This window comes from Candidatus Desulfosporosinus nitrosoreducens (genome assembly GCF_030954495.1).
Lineage (GTDB): Bacteria > Bacillota > Desulfitobacteriia > Desulfitobacteriales > Desulfitobacteriaceae > Desulfosporosinus > Desulfosporosinus nitrosoreducens.
Window position 1 is genome coordinate 1 of record NZ_JAVHUW010000027.1, and the last position, 16,573, is coordinate 16,573.

Below are 16,573 nucleotides of genomic sequence, written 5' to 3' on the forward strand. Positions count from 1 at the left end.
TAGCATCTTCAGAGGCCACCTTTCCTTAAAACCTGATGCCAGGTCTTAAGCGTATCCGGTATTAGCCCTCGTTTCCAAGGGTTGTCCCGGCTTGTTGGGTAGGTTACCCACGCGTTACTCACCCGTCCGCCACTAAAACGCTCTCTAAGTAAACTTAGAGGTTGTTTCCGTTCGACTTGCATGTGTTAGGCACGCCGCCAGCGTTCGTCCTGAGCCAGGATCAAACTCTCCAAAAAAGTTATCTCACTTCTTCAGTAGAAGTTGATGTCTTGCTCATGATTTCATGATTCTTTCGGAACTCTTGCGAGTCCCTCTCATTGGCTGTCCTTGTTGTTTAGTTTTCAAAGACCACGGAATTGCATTTTAGCATTTTCAACATATGTTGTCAATAACTAATCTGCATCAATTTGATTTAAAAGCTCGAAGTTTTTAATCTCAGTCTCTTAAATCTTAGCGCTTCGTTTTGGCGCTCTGTTAGAATACATCCTTTAGCTCTTATTGTCAACTGTTTTTTTTGAATTTACATTGTAAGATAGTTCTCTTTTAAAAAATCCAAAAACTCTTGAGCCGCGTGGGGGAGATAACGACCTTTTTTCCATACTAAAGCCAGTTGAAGGTATAACTGTGAATCGGAAAAGGGACGGGAAACAATAATTTGAGAATCAAGTTCTTTGCAAATCTTGCTTGGCAGCAAGGCTAAACCCAGCTTAGCCGCCACCATTTGAGTCATCAACTCTCTCTGGGAAGTTTCGAAGGCAATCTCCGGATTAACTCCAGCTTTTTTACACTTATCTATAATCAGGTCATGAAGTTTATAATCGCTATTAAATAAAATGAGTTGTTCGCCATAAAAATCCTCATACTTAACACTGCCGCATTGGGCTAAAGGATGCTCCGGGTGCATAATTACGCTGAGCGGGTCTTGCTCGAACCAAATCCATTCAAAAAGATCACTGTCTTCGGGAGTAAAGATACCGATATCCAGCAATCCTTCCTGAAGAGATGCTTCTATTTTTTTGGGGCCAAACTCAAAGAGTTGAATTTGAATTTTAGGATACTCGTTTTTAAATGCGCTAAGCAAATGAGAAAATGTTGTAACCGCAGTTATCGGGGGTAACCCAATATGTATTTTTCCCGTTTGCAGTTTAGTAAGCCCTTCTAATTTGGTGTTGAGGTTGCGAAAAGATGCTACTATTTGTTGAGCCTGCTCAAGTATGATTTCTCCTGCATCTGTTAATTCAACATATTTAGTGCTGCGGTAAAATAAAGTTTTTCCTAATTCTATTTCTAAATCCTTAATCGCCTTACTTATAGAAGGCTGAGAGGTATGAGTAACCTCAGCGGCTTTACTGAAACTTTTGTGGCGTGAAACTTCGATAAAATATTCCAAATGTCTTATTTCCACTTACTTTTGCCGCCTTCCAAGTTTAAAGTACCTCTCCGAAATTATATCATATTTTAAGCCTGCTCTAAGACAGGAGGAGTGATAATTCGCGTTCCCTCCAACTTATAATAAAACGGCATTTGAATTATGATTTAAAATGCCGTTTTATTATAAGTTGTTCTTTGTTTTCAACTTACGAATTTGAAAAAGGTTATAAAAAAGAGCCTTAACTAGAAGGCCAATTTGTACACCAAAATTAAGCAACGGCAAAAATTTAAATCGCAAGCAACCACTAAGTTATTTTTACTGCAAATAGCAAGAAGGAGTATCACTTGCCACTTAAAAAAGTAGTTGCGACACTCCCGTGGTTTTTAGGGCTGTTCCGTCAATAATAGTTCAGGCTTTTTGTTTTACACTCTATCCCAGGCCAGATTCAGAACTCTTTTGGCATTCGCTATAATCAGATCAGGGTCCTCATCGCCGACAGGTTTGACTTCAAGGCTGACTACGGGCCGCTTTTCTTTGTTCAGATAGCCAATAGACAAGAGCACTCTAAGATAGGCTGCAACTTCAGCAACGTCATTCTCGCTGCCGGGAAAACCAAATCTTGGATGAGCGTCTCCATAGACGGGACAAGACTTATCTTTAACAACGGCATTACCTATGTGGGCATGGATTATGTGATCCCTGACGGGAATAAGGGATTCTTCCGGCGTTTCCCGCAGCTGCGGCAGGTGGCTTAGGTCTACCATGAGCCCGAAATTATCAAAGTCCTTACGAATTTCTTCGGCATATCGCTTCACTAGGTTAACCGGACCAATAACTGAACATTTGTCAACGTCATAATCAAAAACCTCCAGAGCCACTTTCATAGCTCCTTTTGCTTTGGCATAGGCACACAATTCTTTCGTCGACCTTATCAGCGCCTGGTAGGCCTGCTCCTTTTTATCTTCGGAATACTTGCCGCTCAGAAAAGCAAAATCCAGAGCCTCCATCTCATAGGCTTCGTCAATTCCTTCTTTCAAGTTAGCCAGAGCCTGCAGGCGTTCTTCCTCGTTGAGGCTATTAATATTCTGTTTGGTAGTCAAGAGCCTGGGCATACCGGCGTAGGCAAATTCCAAGTGCGATGTTTTAATGATATTCCTGACTTTGCTTCTGATTTCCGGGTCTTTTATCCAGGTCATTTCAACAACCTCAAAGTAATCGTCCGAAGCAACCCTTTTTAAGGTCTCCAAAATTGGCCCCTGGCCCTGCTCTGTGCTGGGGTAAGCCATAAAATGGACCAAACCTACTTTCATATAGCTTCGCATAGGCTCATTCATAAAAAGCACCCTCCATCAGATTCTCTAAAAAATTCATTTCTTCCGCCGTTGCGGCAACTAAGGGCAAGTGAGCTCCCGAATACCGTCGCGACAAGTACGATGACGGTATTGCCATAACGATTAAAATTCCTTGATGTTACTTAATCTTTTTGATTACTCTACTTCGATGATAAGGGGCTTACAAGGAATAGTAAAATATTGGTTTCGAATATACCGTATTTATTTAAAGAATAAATAACACCGGACTTTGAGGAAAAGAAAAGGGCTAAAGCTGCTCTGATGAGCCTCGATTGGCGACCATTTATTTAGCGCTTAAATACACTGTATTCTTAACCGGTATTTTACTTATCTTCAGGAGCTATCTACAATGAAGGTGAAACAAGCGCTTGTGAGATTTTGTTAAATAAAGGGGAAATGACCATGACTGTTATGAGATCAATGCTCTATGTTCCTGGCAACGATAAGAAAGCTCTGGAGGAAGCCTTAACTTTTAATGCTGATGTCATTGTTTTGGATCTTGAAGATCTCGTTCCGCCTGCCGAAAAAGAAAAAGCCCGGCAAATGGTTCGTGAAAATATTAAGTTATGTGGTTCAACCGGTGCGGAAGCTTGGGTGCGGGTTAACAGCTGGGAAACGAATATGACCAACGATGATTTGGAAGCTGTCGTGTACGCAGGACTCAAAGGGATCAATCTTACCAAAGTCGGGTGTGCCGCCGACGTACAGCGCCTTGACTGGAGATTGGAAGAACTGGAACGCAACCGCGGCCTGGAAACAGGCAGTATTAAAATCTGCCTGCTGGTGGAAACAGCTCTGGGTATCGTTAATGCCTATCAGTCTTGTGCGGCAAGTCCCCGCGTTGTCGCCGCCATCTTTGGCGCCGTTGACTACACTCGTGACATGCAAGTCAAATTGACATCCGAGGCTGTCGAGCAGCAATTCGCCCGGGGATATCTGGGCGTAGCGGCCAAAGCGGCCCGCATACTCGCCATTGATGCGCCATACCTTTCTTACCTGGATATCCCCGGATTTGAACGCAATGCCGCCGAAGGGCGGCAGATGGGCTATAAAGGCCGCATGATTGTTCACCCCAATTTGGTCGAAGCCTCAAACCGTCTTTATTCTCCGGACCCGGCAGATGTCGCATGGGCCAAAGACATCGTAAAAGTCTTCGAAGAAGAAGCTATCGCCAAAGGAAAAGCGGCCGTTTCTTTCAATAATAAAATGGTCGACACGCCGGTTTATCTTAACGCCCTTGATCTGCTCAAGGCCCAAAGTGAAATCGAGGCAAGGCTAAAAAAATAATCCGGCCTGAATATGTTAACTTCTGCAATTCCCCTATTCTAAACAAAGGACGGTGCCCTTTATGTCATTAAAAGATGATGCTTTAAAACTCCATGCTGATCATAGAGGAAAGATCGAAATCGCTCTAAAAGTTCCTTGTCGTGATCACAATGACTTAAGTCTTGCCTATTCGCCAGGTGTTGCCGAACCCTGTATGGAAATTGCCAAAGAACCCAAGCTGGTCAATGTCTACACGAACAGAGCCAACACCGTAGCCGTGATCTCAAATGGAACAGCCGTTCTTGGACTCGGTGATATTGGGCCGCGTGCCGCCATGCCCGTGATGGAAGGCAAATCCCTCCTTTTTAAGCACTTTGCCGGCGTCGATTCATTTCCGATCTGTGTGGATACAAAAGATATTGCTAAAATAGTGGAATTAGCTAAGTTGTTAGAACCCACCTTTGGCGGTATCAACCTGGAAGATATCAAGGCGCCGGAATGTTTTGAGATTGAGGAAAAATTGAAAGAGATTTATGACGGACCTGTCTTCCACGATGACCAGCACGGCACAGCAGTCGTAACCTTAGCCGCCATATTAAATGCTTTGAAAGTGGTTGACAAAGATTTGAAGGATGTCACTATTGTTACGAGCGGCGCGGGGGCAGCGGGTATGGCTATCGTCAAACTATTAATGGACTGCGGCCTTCAAAACGTGATCATGTGCGATACGAAAGGGACAATTTATGAGGGGCGTACGGAAGGGATGAATAAATATAAAGAAGAGATTGCCAGAAAGACCAATCGGGCACTGATCAAGGGCAATCTCGCCGCTGCCTTGAAAGGGGCCGACGTCTTTATCGGGATATCCGTAGGCAACACTGTCACTTCGGAAATGGTTCAAGCCATGGCAGAAAAACCCATCATTTTCGCCCAAGCCAACCCTGTTCCGGAAATTTGGCCGGAAGAAGCCCTGAAAGCAGGCGCAGCCGTGATTGGAACCGGCCGTTCCGACTTTCCCAATCAAATCAATAATATCCTGGCTTTCCCCGGTATTTTCCGAGGCGCCTTTGACTGCCAGGCCAAAGAAATTAACGGGGCCATGAAAATTGCCGCGGCCCAAGCTATTGCCTCTATCGTCAGCGCCCCGGAGCTCTCCGCGGACTATATTATTCCCAAGGCCTTTGACAACAGAGTTGCCCCTGCGGTGGCTGCCGCTGTCGCCACTGCAGCCATGGACAGCGGTGTGGCCAATAAGAAAGTAGATCCGGCAGATGTAGCCCAAAATTTACGCAACTTGCTTGCTTAAGATAGATAGTTGCATGATCTCAAACCGATTGCTTCTTTAATTACCTTTTTTAAAATGAAAAGGCTGCTTACAACCAAACCACAAATAGCTTTCCCCTACAACATCTTTAAGAATGGGGCAGTAACAAAATTACCTAACATTTGTTACTGCCCCCAATTTGCTATTTAGTTTTTTCGAAGTACAAATAAGGCCCAAAATAAACTTTTCCCGAGGTATTGAACTCCTTAAATAAACTATGAAAACTATAGTAATTTCTAATATATTACATAAAGCATCTGTATTTTTGTATTCGAAATAGTTTGCTAAGCTAACAATGAATAGCCGCTAAATTCAGAAGGGTGTGGTACTATGTTAGATATGCTCAAGCAGTTCATACCGCTGCTCTATGAGGCAATTTCAGGAAAGGGAACCGTTGTTGTTTTCGATCGGGAACATTATCTCGACGTAAAGCAAGGAACCCGTTTGGCCTTGAAGGTTCATGCCGGAGACAAGCTGCCCCCGGAATCCGGGGCTTTGGAAGCTCTTAGAACAGGAAGATTAGTCGTTAAAGAAAATGGACCTGAAGTTTTTGGCTTTCCCTACTATACTGTAGCTGTACCCTTTAAAACAAACGAACATGTTGTTGGAGGGATAGCTTTTTTAATTCCCAGCGCAGTAAAAAACTTGGAAGAGCAGTTAGTTCATTCGTCTCAGGAACTCGCTCATATTACAAAGGAAATTTCAGTCCTGACCAAGAATATGCTTGAACATTCCCTAAACCTCACTGAGTCCGCACAAAACTTATTAGAATCAGCCGATCTAGTCGAACAACATGTCGGCGAAACAGAAAGGCTGATGCAGTTTATTAATTCCGTTTCCAGGAATACTAAATTGTTAGGTTTGAACGCTTCTATTGAAGCGGCCCGCTCCGGAGAGCACGGACGCGGTTTTAAAATAGTCGCGGACGAAATCCACAAAATGGCTGATTCCAGCGCCAATTACGCTACGGAAACTCAAAACGTAATCCATGGCATTAATGACTTAATGGCAAAAGAAGGATTAGAGATTGAACAGGTTGCTGAGGGAATTAAAGCGGTTCACGCGGCAATCCAACAAATCAACAGGGCAATTGAAGTCATTGAAAATACCGCTGAGAATCTAAACACGCTTGCTCACAAAATTTAAATTGAATTAAGTTTTAATTATAAAAAAGAACAATACGTTGGCCGACATGTATCTTTTCGGCCAATGCATCGTTCTTAACTTAATTTAAAGCAGAATTAAGGTTGAATAACCGGCGTCGGCATTCCGACCAATAGCTCTTTGTTGTGAGACATCTTCTTTTCAGCTCTCTCTATTCCAGACAAAATTTCCTGAATTTTTACTTCACCTATTGTTCCGGAACAGGTGCCTTACAGGCTGCTTTGCTTTCAGGTTTCTGACCTAACTATAAAGGTTGAGATAGTCACATACAATCTAGATGTCTTATCATAAGCATTGAGCAATTCAATATATCGACCTTTAGCTATTTAAATATTTCTAAATCTTATCAGGAACAATTAACGCTTTTATGGTTAAGGAGGCATTTTTTGTGATTGCAGAATCGCTTAAGGTCTTTGTCACGGTTGTCGAGCAAAACAGTTTTTCTCGTGCCGCCGAAGAACTCTTTTTATCTCAGCCAAGCGTCAGTCTTCATATCCGCAACCTGGAAAATGAATTTGGGGCCAAACTTCTGCATCGCTCCTCCAGGCGCCTCAGCCTCACCCCAGCGGGAGAAGCTTTGCTTCGGCATGCCAAGGAAATTCTCATCCATTACGATCAGGCTAAAAATGAAATTAATGATCTCCGCCATGTTGTCAGTGGAACTTTGAAAATCGGCGCGAGCTTTACCATCGGCGAGTATGTGCTCCCCCGTTTTTTGGCAGAAGTTTCGGTAAATTATCCGAATGTTGATGTGGCGGTGACTATCGCCAATACGGAAGAGATCACTCAACTGCTGCACCAAAACCACTTGGACATCGGGATTGTTGAAGGACAGGTGACCCTTCCCGATATCGAAGCAGAACCTTTCATGCAGGACGACATGCTCTTAATCGTTCCCATCGGCCATCCCTTGAGTAAGCTCAGCAAAGTTTCAGCCCAAGACCTTCAGGACCAAGTTTGGATTTTGAGAGAATCCGGCTCAGGGACCCGTTCCTTCAGTGACGATCTCCTAAAATTGCTGCAAGTGAAAGTTAACCGTTCCTTTGTCTTTAGCAGCAACGAGGGTGTCAAAGAAGCCGTTATTAACGGCCTGGGAATCACGATTGTTTCCCGGCTCGTCGTTCACAAGGAAATCGCCGCCAAGGTAATCAAAACGGTGCCGATTAAGACAAAAGAAAAACTCCAGCTTTCCCGCCGCTTGAGTATTCTGCACAGTAAAGAACCGGCAAGCTCTAAAGCCGTTGAGGAATTTCTGGAGAAATTAAGACTGTTTGAATTATAAATTCCAGGGTTTCAGTCTATTAAGGGCAAATCCTTTAACTGATCGGAACCTAAAGAGAGCAGTTTGAACCCAAATTTCATTAACTGAACATCATCGTGACTGATCCTATCTAAAGCCTCTTCATCAAATTCTAAGTTCATCGCTTTAAACAGCTCACGATGGGTCATTAAGAAATCCTTGAAATTATCCAAATCATAACAGACCGTAAAAGACAGTTTTGCAATCCTTTCATCCGTTTCCTGGTCAGCGGTGAGCTTTAAATGATGAGGTATCTCCTTAAATCCTTGTTCCATTTCTTCATAAATCAACAAACCTTGATCCTGAACCCATTCCTTTACGGTTTGCGCCTTAGTCTCGTTTAAACCATGACAACGGCTGCTCTCAAAAACAAAAGAATATTTCCCTCCGCCCAGCATGTCCACCGGTGCAATCCGACAGGACCAGGGCCGCTCCGGGTAAACCCGGCATCCCTTCGGTGTGATAAAGGGACATTTCAGATTATCCGCCTCAGACATCTTGATCTGAACTACAGAGAAACCCGTCTGAGGTATATGTACTTTAAGAGTATAGTTTTCCAGAAATTCGCCCGACGAGAGGCCCAGGAAATTTTTCATCCGCAGCACATCGTAAGGGGTAAGAAAAATATTAATATCCCGGCAGCACTTTTTAAAACAATCCAGCCCGTCATGGCAGTGGAAGTTAAACTCACTGTCTTCCTTCAGGACTAAACGTCGGTGATCCATAAATTCGCCTCCTTTCAATCCTTTTTATTATAAAGCCTAAGACAACTTAAATCATTCTTTTACTGAAATTAAGCTGCGGTTCCCGGGAAGAAAAAATAGCTGCCCAAATTCTTTTAGGCAGCTTGCTTATCAACGTACTTATTTACTGCTTTTTAAATCGCTGTTCAAATATATATCCACTGCGTGCCCGGTATCTCTGTGACAGTCGAGGCAAGATTGAGACTTTCTGATAGTTTGATAATGATTCACCTTTGCTGTGTTTTTTAATCTAAGGGCTTGGGGAAATGCCGGGTTATCGCCCAGATGACATTCCAGACAATTTTGGTCAGATATAATTGCTCGAGTTGGTACGGTATAATCACCGCTAACATGTTGAAATACATAATTCAAGCCTCTGGCCTTGGCATGAAATTTTCCTAACTCTCCCCTGGGCTGGTGGCATTCAAGGCAATTGACGCTTTTATGGACCGACCCTTGCCAAGATGCCGCATATTGTTTGATCTCATGACATGATACACAAAATAGAGGATATGATGTAGCGTAATATCCGACTTGAAATAAGGCGTACAAACCTACCAGCGTTATTCCAACTCCTAAAATGATTTTTTTCCACATTGATGTCACCTCAATTAATACTTCAAAGGATAGTGTATGTAAATTTGCGATTGCTATTATCCCGGCTACTAACATAACCAACAAGTATTCCGAGGCTTAATCTCTGAAGTATTTCCTTTGGTTTAAATTAAACTCTCATACTAATTTGCGCCTAAAAGATTAGATATTTCACAATTCTTGACTGCCATACAGCTTTGTTACAGTGTCTTACCTAAATGAGAAATGTAATATATTAAACACAAATTAGTATCACAAGCGTTGCCCAAAAAATAAGAGATAGCCAAGTTTCTGATGGCTATCTCTGTTTCACATTTAAAATTTGTTTTAAGTATTTCCCCGTCTCATTGACTATTCTTCAATAGTAATGCAGTGTGCCGGGCAACCTTCAGCCGCTTCTTTAGCAGCTTCCTCACACTCACTTGGAACCGGGTTAGTGTAAGCTTCCGCCAATCCATCGGCCCCCATTCTAAATACTTCGGGGCAGAACGCCGGGCAGGATTCGCATCCGATGCACTCATTTTGATCTACTTCAGCAATCATAACTATAACCTCCCTAATTTTTAAAGGTTTTTCACAAATAGTTTACCACGAGATGCCCGTCTTGGGTAGTTTATCTATCCATAATAGCAAAACAGTTTTTCCCAGCTGCCCTAGTCCTCTGTCTGCCCTGATTTATGGCAATGCCAATGGTTTAACTCCGGCAAAACTAACTTTGAAACATGCACTCCAACAGAGAAATCCCGCTTTTCGTCTTAAAATATTTCTCTTTAAGAAGCTTTATGGCCTGTGCACTTAAATTGTCTTCAAAAATATTAACCAACAAATCTGCCTCCACCAAGATCTGAAAATCTCTGTTGTCTATTTTACTGTAAGTATGATGGTTTCCGATCAGATAACAAACCCTGTCAATAAATTCCCTTTCCAGTTGGAAATCAGATAAGAGTTTCCGCGCTATCGGCGGGCCTTCGATCTCCTGATAAGTTCCCGAGGATGAATTATGTTTTCGCTCGCTTTCCTTAATCCCGATATCATGCAGTACCGCCGCCACTTCCAGAACCTGAAGCTCTTCCCCACCAATTGTCTCAAGTTCTCCTAGAGTCTTAGCAAAACCATAGACTTTCAAAGCATGATTAATCCTTCTTACATCGTTGCCAAAATACTGGATCATTTTGAAGACTACATCTTTAGCCAGAGTATTTGTATTCACAACACCATCTCCTTTTCTTCTACAAATTAGAGCTAAATAATCGGCCAGAGCAAACTGGGCTGCGCCTCCTTTTCTTTATTCCTTTTGGTTATTTGAGCCAAGGTTTTCGCCAGGCGCTGCACACTTTCAAGCAAAATTGTTTCATTGTGGGCTGCAAAACAGAGGCGAAACTCCTGATCGCGGGAGGACACACTATAGAAGGCCTCTCCAGGTACAAAGGAAATGCGCTGCTTTGCAGCTTCTTGTAAAAGTCGCTGGGAAGAGACGGCCTGTTTCAATTGGCACCAAAAATAAAACCCTCCTTCAGGGATGACAAATTCAAGATCGTTGGCACAAAAACGCCGGAGAGCTTTAGCCATTGTATCCCGGCGTTTTTTATATTCCCTGTGCACTGTGCTCAGATGCTGAGCAAGCTTTCCTTCGTGCAAAAACATCGCCAAAAGCCATTGAGCTATGTTGTTGGAATGCAGATCAATCAATTGTTTTTCTAAAGCAAGCCGGTTGATTAGAACAGGCGGGCCGGCAAGATAACCTGTACGTAAACCGGGAAAGAGAATTTTCGAGAAAGTTCCCAGATAAATAACTCCTCCGTAAGAATCCAAAGCTTTTAAAGCCTGAGGAGGCCGTTCACCATAATATAAATCGCTGTAAGGATCATCTTCCACTATAACGAGCCGATGACGTTGGGCAAGGTTTAGCAAATCCCGGCGCTCGTTTTCCGGCATCACCCTACCCGTCGGATTTTGATAAGTAGGTATAACATAAAACAGTTTTGGCCGGTAGCGAATTAAAAAGTCCTCCAACAGTTCTAAAGACAACTTTTCCGAACACGGCAAGCTTAACACCCTTGCCCCTGCGGCCTGGAAAACCTGAATGGCGCCGATAAACGTCGGTGCTTCCACCACGACATAGTCGCCTGGCTCCACCAAGACTTTGCTAAGCAAATATAATCCTTGTTGAGACCCGGAAAGAGCAAGTATGTTTTCCGTCGAAGCTAATATACCTTTCTCATTCAACATAGCGGCAATTGCCAGTCGAAATGGCTGGTAACCTTCTATGGGAATATGGCCAAAATCGGCGGGAGAAGTCCTGCCAATTCTGGAGTTAAACAGCTCTCTAAAGGTATCCAGCGGATAAAGATCCGGATCAGGCATGCCGGCAGCCAGGGATATTGTTCCCGGCGCAGGGCTGGAAACTATCTCCCTCAGGATTGAAGCCAAGGGATTTTGAGGATAAGCCGTAAACAATTGAGGCCAGGGAACTTCTGACAGAGGCTCAGCATCCCTTGCCTGCGCCACATAAGTGCCGCTGCCCACTTTTGTCCATACCAATCCTTGTTGTTCTAACTTTCGATAAGCATTGATGGCAGTTGTACGACTTACCGCAAAGAGGTCGGCTAACTCCCGCTCCGGAGGGAGTTTCAGACCGGGAGGCAGAATCTGCTTTTGAATTTTATCCGCAACAACTAAAGCAATTTGCAGATAAAGCGGCCGCTTATCAGAAGCATTTAGTTCTGCTCTATTTAGATATTTGGTTATATCCACTTTCCACTTCTCCTTGTTTTATATCCAATTTTTATTATATATAGCTAATTGGATATTTACAATGTTCCTATTACTTATTAAGATTTAGGAAACTATAAGATGGGTGGAATAATTATGCAGTTGTCAAATCTCCTCACTGACAGAAGCAGGCGGGCAGAAGAAGCGTGGACAGCACTCTGCGACTGTATCCCAGTGGTGCTTGGGGTAGTGCCTTTCGGCATTACCTGCGGGATAATGGGCTTCGCGGCAAAAATGTCAGGAGCGGAAACCATTGCCATGTCGGTCTTTGTGTTTGCCGGCGCCTCACAGTTCATTGGCATTACCATGCTGGGAGCAGGCGTAACAGCTTGGGGAATTATCATAGTAACTACCTTAATGGTCAACTTGCGCCACTTAATTATGGGATCATCTTTAGCACCTTATATGATTAAACTGCCGCTTCCCTTCCAAGCGCTCCTGGCTTTCTTTTTGACCGATGAAGCTTATGCTCTGACCATCAGTCGGATTCACAAGAATGGCTACAGTGTGCTCTATCAATTAACTGTGAGTACGGTGCTTTATCTTGCTTGGGTTTCAGCTACTGCGGCCGGGGTCGTTTTGAGCAGCTATATTTCCGATCCTTTAACCTGGGGGCTCGATTTTGCCATGCCGGCAACGTTTTTGGTATTGTTAATCCCCCTCTTGAAAGACCGCACAAGTCTGATTGTCTTCGGCATTTCAGCGGCGGTCTCAGTATTTGCCGCCCAGTACTTGCCAGGGAAATGGTATATTATCATCGCCTGCCTTACAGCAAGTTTAGTCGGGGGCCTTTCCAAGGGGGATAGCAAACATGCGCAATGAAATTCTTAACATCATTATAGGCATGTCCCTGGTTACTTACTTCACTAGATTCGGTGCTCTGGCTTTGTTCCGCTTTACAGGAATGCCCACGTGGTTAGGCAGGTGGTTAAAATATGTCCCGATTGCTATCTTAACAGCCTTAATTGTACCGTCATTGCTTTTGCCCAAAGGATCTTTGGACATCAGTCTGAACAATCACTATCTAATCGCGGGTATAGCCGCTGCTTTCGCAGCTTATAAAAGCCGCAATATTATTGCCACCTTAGGACTTGGAATGTCGGTACTGTTTATTCTGAAGTTGTTATAAAAATTCCCTTGGGCCAATCCGGACAATAAAAGCAAGCGGCCTCACTGGTCGCTTGTGTGGTGAAAGCCTAATACGACATGTCACCCGGCATCAAAAGCCGATCCAGTCAATTGAAGCTTACCCAACAATATCTTGTCATAATATGAACCATCGATAAAATAATAGTCTTTCAATCGCCCTTCGCGCTTAAAACCGTTCTTTTCCAGTATTCGGAGGGAACCAACATTAGCTTCCACCACTTGGGCATGAAGTTTGTGGAGGTTAAGGGAACCAAAAGCGAATTCAGCCATTAGCGAAAGGGCTTCCGTGCCATAGCCCCGGCCCCAATGACTGCTATGAAAGACATAACCAATTTCGGCATGGTTTGCTTCATGATCAAAATTGAAAATCATGACTGTCCCGATGACTTCTTGGCTTAATTTGAGTACAACGGATGCATATAAATGGCTACCCGCCGCTTCACGTTGTAACATCTCTTCAATGTGCGTATGAGTTTCGTCTAAAGTTTTCATTAAGCGCCAGCCAATAAAACGTGAAACATTTTCATCCGATGCGTAGTTATGTATCGCCTGGATATCCTTTAATTCCAGGGCTTTAAAACGAATGTTCCCGCCTTCCAGCTTGTGAAATAAGTTTATATTCATCGTAATCCTCCATTTGCTAATGTTCTTAATAAATATACTTTGGAATTTGAACTTCTTTGCTTTTTATCACTACTTCGCCAGTAAAGAACATTTTCCTGAAAAATAATTACCAACTCAATTTTAAAGCCTATAATGTTCATTATAGCAAACTTTCCGGCTAGGTATAAAAAAGAAGAAGTCCTATAACCATGCGGGTTTCCGCAGTAAGGGCTTCTCCTTTTTGCTCGACTGTTCCTCTATAATGCTACTTACTGAGTAATACTATTCCTAGCAGTCATCGGGCAGGTATTATTCATCTATAGCCTTAACTGGCTGAAACAGTTGGAATTATGAGACTCTGGGTTCCTAATGTATAACCGGCATAATTAGTCGTTAAGGTGTAAGTTTGGCCGGCATTCAGAACTGCGCTGATTGTATAAGTCGCTCCTCCGTCGGTTGTTGTCACGCTTGTAATAACGATACGATTTCCCAAACTATCCAAAAGGGTAAAATTGTTTGTAGTCAGACCATTAAGTGGTGAGCTCAATCCCACTGTAAGCCCTGTCGTTGAAAGACCGCTGACAGTCAATGTTTCGTTGTTCGCACTGTAGGGCACTGTAAAGCTTTGCGCTGTTCCCAGAGTATTGCCCGCATAATTGGCTGTTAAAGTATAAATCTGGCCGGCTGTCAAGGCTGCACTGATTGTATAGGTCGCTCCTCCGTTGACGGTTGTCACGCCTGCAATAGGTACGTTATACCCCGAGCTATTGAGGAGAGTAAAGTTGTTTATGGTCAAACCATTGAGCACCGGATTTAATCCCACCGTGAGCCCCGTCGTTAATGGATTGCTGACAGTCAATGTTGTGCTGTTTGTGCTGTAGGGCACTGTGAAGCTTTGCGCTGTTCCCAGAGTATTACCCGCATAATTGGCTGTTAACGTGTAAGTCTGACCGGCAATCAAAGCTGCACTGACTGTATAGGTCGCTCCTCCGTTGGCGGTTGTCACGCCGATAATAGGTACGGTATACCCCGAGCTATTGAGGAGAGTGAAGTTATTTGCGCTTAAACCATTGAGCACCGGATTTAATCCCACCGTGAGCCCTGTCGTTAATGGATTGCTGACAGTCAATGTTGTGCTGTTTGTGCTGTAGGGCACTGTAAAGCTTTGCGCTGTTCCCAGAGTATTGCCCGCATAATTGGCTGTTAAAGTGTAAGTCTGACCGGCAGTCAAAGCTGCACTGATTGTGTAGGTCGCTCCTCCGTTGACGGTTGTCGCGCCTATAATAGGTACGGTATACCCCGAGCTATTGAGGAGGGTGAAGTTGTTTGCGCTTAAACCACTGAGCACCGGATTTAATCCCACCGTGAGCCCCGTCGTTAATGGATTGCTGACAGTCAATGTTGTGCTGTTTGTGCTGTAGGGCACTGTAAAGCTTTGCGCTGTTCCCAGAGCATTGCCCGCATAATTAGCTGTTAACGTGTAAGTCTGACCGGCAGTCAAAGCTGCACTGACTGTATAGGTTGCTCCTCCATTGACGGTTGTCACGCCTGCAATAGGTACGGTATACCCCGAGCTATTAAGGAGAGTGAAGTTGTTTATGGTCAAACCATTGAGTGCCGGATTTAATCCCACTGTAAATCCTGCTGTCGATGGGCTGCTTATTGCAATGGGAGCAGTTCCTGGAGATGTCGTAGAGTCTCCGAAGATCTCGTTGACTTGATTGATTACCCAATCAGGAACACCAACTGTTCCGCCAAGAACATTCACTTGTGGATTACTGCCTGTATTTCGAATAGTTATTAGATAATCTTGAATCGATGGGGGCAACTGCCTGGATTTTGGATCTATTAACAGAATTGGCGCATTGTTTTGCGCTGCCAATGTACTTCCGGAAAGTGCATCGGAATAATCAAGGCCGTTGGCAAGATAAATCTGTGTTGGGTTAGGGTAAAATTTCGTTAAGATTTGAGATAAGGTTTCAAACCGGTCCTGGCCGCCAAACCGCTGTATTTGGGCGTTAGGAGCTATACTCTGGAGTGCTGTTTGAAGGGAATCGTTGATCACGACTTTGCCCCCAACAATATAAATATTGGTAGGTTGATCTGTCGTAATGAAGTTTTTAACGGCATCGGGCAATTGGTTAGGGCCGCTCAAAAGAATTGGCCACCCTTTACTGGCAGCAAGTGAGGCAACGCCCAGCGCATCCGGAAATTCATTGCCGCTGGCAATAATAACGGGCGTTCCGGGGCTTATATTAAGGTTGCTGACAATCAGAGAGTTCGTGGCATAACGATCCAGGCCCCCCATACGCGACACGTGATAGCCCGCTTTATGTAGCCATTGTTCCACCTTTTGATTGATTATCCCTACTCCGCCGATAATTGTGACATTTCCTCCAGCTTTTAAATGGCTTTTAATAAAGTTCAAACTGACCTGTGAATCATTCACGTCAGTGCCTACAAGGATGATCGATGCTTTAAGTTTTGTTGCCAGAGTGCTCGCAGACAAAGCGTCAGGATAACTATAGGCTGAGGCAATTACTACATTTTGCATTTGTTGTCCCTGAAATTCCTGCTGGGCTATAGCCGTAGAGGTTTGGAACCGGTCATTACCTGCAAATCTGTTGTAATAGGGCCGAGCTTGAACAGTTCCAACCAATGTGAAGATGAGCAAAGTACTCGTTATAGCCGCCGTAGTCAATTTAGTTTTCTTTCTCAAACTTTTTCCCTCCTAAAAATTCATCGACAGCACTTTCTGTCTCAAAAAAATATACGGTTGATTTTCTGATTTTCAGGGGGGGTAAAAAGTTTCTATTAATTTTTTGCCTCAATCTTCTTAATAAAAGCCCAATACTTTATACGCTTTGAAGAAACTGAAAATAACCCCATTTGAGGGGTTATTCCAGAAATTGTTTACGATAAGGAGCCTATTAA

The 16,573-nt window shown here is 43.7% G+C and carries 15 protein-coding genes and 1 rRNA gene; 6 read left to right on the forward strand and 10 right to left on the reverse strand.

Annotation, left to right across the window (positions count from 1 at the left end):
* From REC12_RS03315 to REC12_RS03325, 3 genes are all read right to left on the reverse strand, one after another.
* Positions 1-236: ribosomal RNA gene (locus REC12_RS03315) — 16S ribosomal RNA — on the reverse strand; the annotation flags it as partial.
* Positions 237-520: 284 nt separating this feature from the next.
* Positions 521-1,405: a LysR family transcriptional regulator gene (locus REC12_RS03320; protein WP_308892376.1), complete on the reverse strand. Its 885-nt coding sequence runs from the start codon at positions 1,403-1,405 to the stop codon at positions 521-523.
* Between the two features lie 389 nt (positions 1,406-1,794).
* Positions 1,795-2,706, reverse strand: coding sequence for a sugar phosphate isomerase/epimerase family protein (locus tag REC12_RS03325; RefSeq protein ID WP_308892378.1), 912 nt, complete (start codon positions 2,704-2,706; stop codon positions 1,795-1,797).
* 420 nt (positions 2,707-3,126) lie between these two features.
* Here REC12_RS03325 and REC12_RS03330 point away from each other — a divergent pair, with 420 nt between their 5' ends.
* The 4 genes from REC12_RS03330 to REC12_RS03345 all read left to right on the forward strand — a co-directional run bounded on the left by REC12_RS03330 (position 3,127) and on the right by REC12_RS03345 (position 7,760).
* Positions 3,127-4,011, forward strand: coding sequence for an HpcH/HpaI aldolase/citrate lyase family protein (locus REC12_RS03330; protein ID WP_308892380.1), 885 nt, complete (start codon positions 3,127-3,129; stop codon positions 4,009-4,011).
* Between the two features lie 61 nt (positions 4,012-4,072).
* Entirely contained in the window at positions 4,073-5,296 is a 1,224-nt protein-coding gene (locus REC12_RS03335) for an NAD(P)-dependent malic enzyme (protein ID WP_308892381.1), read from the forward strand.
* Positions 5,297-5,644: 348 nt separating this feature from the next.
* Positions 5,645-6,460: a methyl-accepting chemotaxis protein gene (locus REC12_RS03340; RefSeq protein ID WP_308892383.1), complete on the forward strand. Its 816-nt coding sequence runs from the start codon at positions 5,645-5,647 to the stop codon at positions 6,458-6,460.
* A gap of 406 nt (positions 6,461-6,866) precedes the next feature.
* Positions 6,867-7,760 (forward strand): LysR family transcriptional regulator, encoded by an 894-nt coding sequence (locus REC12_RS03345; RefSeq protein WP_308892385.1) that lies wholly within the window; start codon positions 6,867-6,869, stop codon positions 7,758-7,760.
* A gap of 11 nt (positions 7,761-7,771) precedes the next feature.
* Here the strand turns inward: REC12_RS03345 and REC12_RS03350 are convergent, their stop codons facing one another.
* From REC12_RS03350 to pdxR, 5 genes are all read right to left on the reverse strand, one after another.
* Positions 7,772-8,503, reverse strand: coding sequence for a YkgJ family cysteine cluster protein (locus tag REC12_RS03350; protein WP_308892387.1), 732 nt, complete (start codon positions 8,501-8,503; stop codon positions 7,772-7,774).
* A 138-nt stretch (positions 8,504-8,641) separates the two neighbouring features.
* On the reverse strand, positions 8,642-9,193 hold the full coding sequence (locus REC12_RS03355; protein ID WP_308892389.1) for a cytochrome c3 family protein: 552 nt from the start codon (positions 9,191-9,193) through the stop codon (positions 8,642-8,644).
* A 273-nt stretch (positions 9,194-9,466) separates the two neighbouring features.
* Positions 9,467-9,658: a ferredoxin gene (locus tag REC12_RS03360; protein ID WP_308892390.1), complete on the reverse strand. Its 192-nt coding sequence runs from the start codon at positions 9,656-9,658 to the stop codon at positions 9,467-9,469.
* A gap of 166 nt (positions 9,659-9,824) precedes the next feature.
* A complete protein-coding gene (locus REC12_RS03365) occupies positions 9,825-10,286 on the reverse strand; it encodes an HD domain-containing protein (protein ID WP_308892463.1) in 462 nt (153 codons plus the stop codon).
* Positions 10,287-10,357: 71 nt separating this feature from the next.
* Positions 10,358-11,869, reverse strand: coding sequence for a MocR-like pyridoxine biosynthesis transcription factor PdxR (gene pdxR, locus REC12_RS03370; protein ID WP_308892392.1), 1,512 nt, complete (start codon positions 11,867-11,869; stop codon positions 10,358-10,360).
* Positions 11,870-11,983: 114 nt separating this feature from the next.
* On the opposite strand from pdxR, the gene REC12_RS03375 reads away from it, so the two are divergent.
* Both REC12_RS03375 and REC12_RS03380 read left to right on the forward strand, forming a co-directional pair.
* A complete protein-coding gene (locus REC12_RS03375; protein WP_308892394.1) occupies positions 11,984-12,709 on the forward strand; it encodes an AzlC family ABC transporter permease in 726 nt (241 codons plus the stop codon).
* Complete coding sequence (locus REC12_RS03380; protein ID WP_308892396.1) at positions 12,699-13,016, forward strand: branched-chain amino acid transport AzlD family protein; 318 nt, start codon at positions 12,699-12,701, stop codon at positions 13,014-13,016. The genes REC12_RS03375 and REC12_RS03380 overlap by 11 nt, the downstream gene beginning before the upstream one ends.
* 80 nt (positions 13,017-13,096) lie before the next feature.
* On the opposite strand, the gene REC12_RS03385 is transcribed toward REC12_RS03380, so the two are convergent.
* A complete protein-coding gene (locus REC12_RS03385; RefSeq protein ID WP_308892398.1) occupies positions 13,097-13,660 on the reverse strand; it encodes a GNAT family N-acetyltransferase in 564 nt (187 codons plus the stop codon).
* A 304-nt stretch (positions 13,661-13,964) separates the two neighbouring features.
* Positions 13,965-16,358, reverse strand: a complete 2,394-nt coding sequence (locus REC12_RS03390; protein ID WP_308892400.1) for a cell wall-binding repeat-containing protein — start codon at positions 16,356-16,358, stop codon at positions 13,965-13,967.
* Between the last annotated feature and the right edge of the window lie 215 nt (positions 16,359-16,573).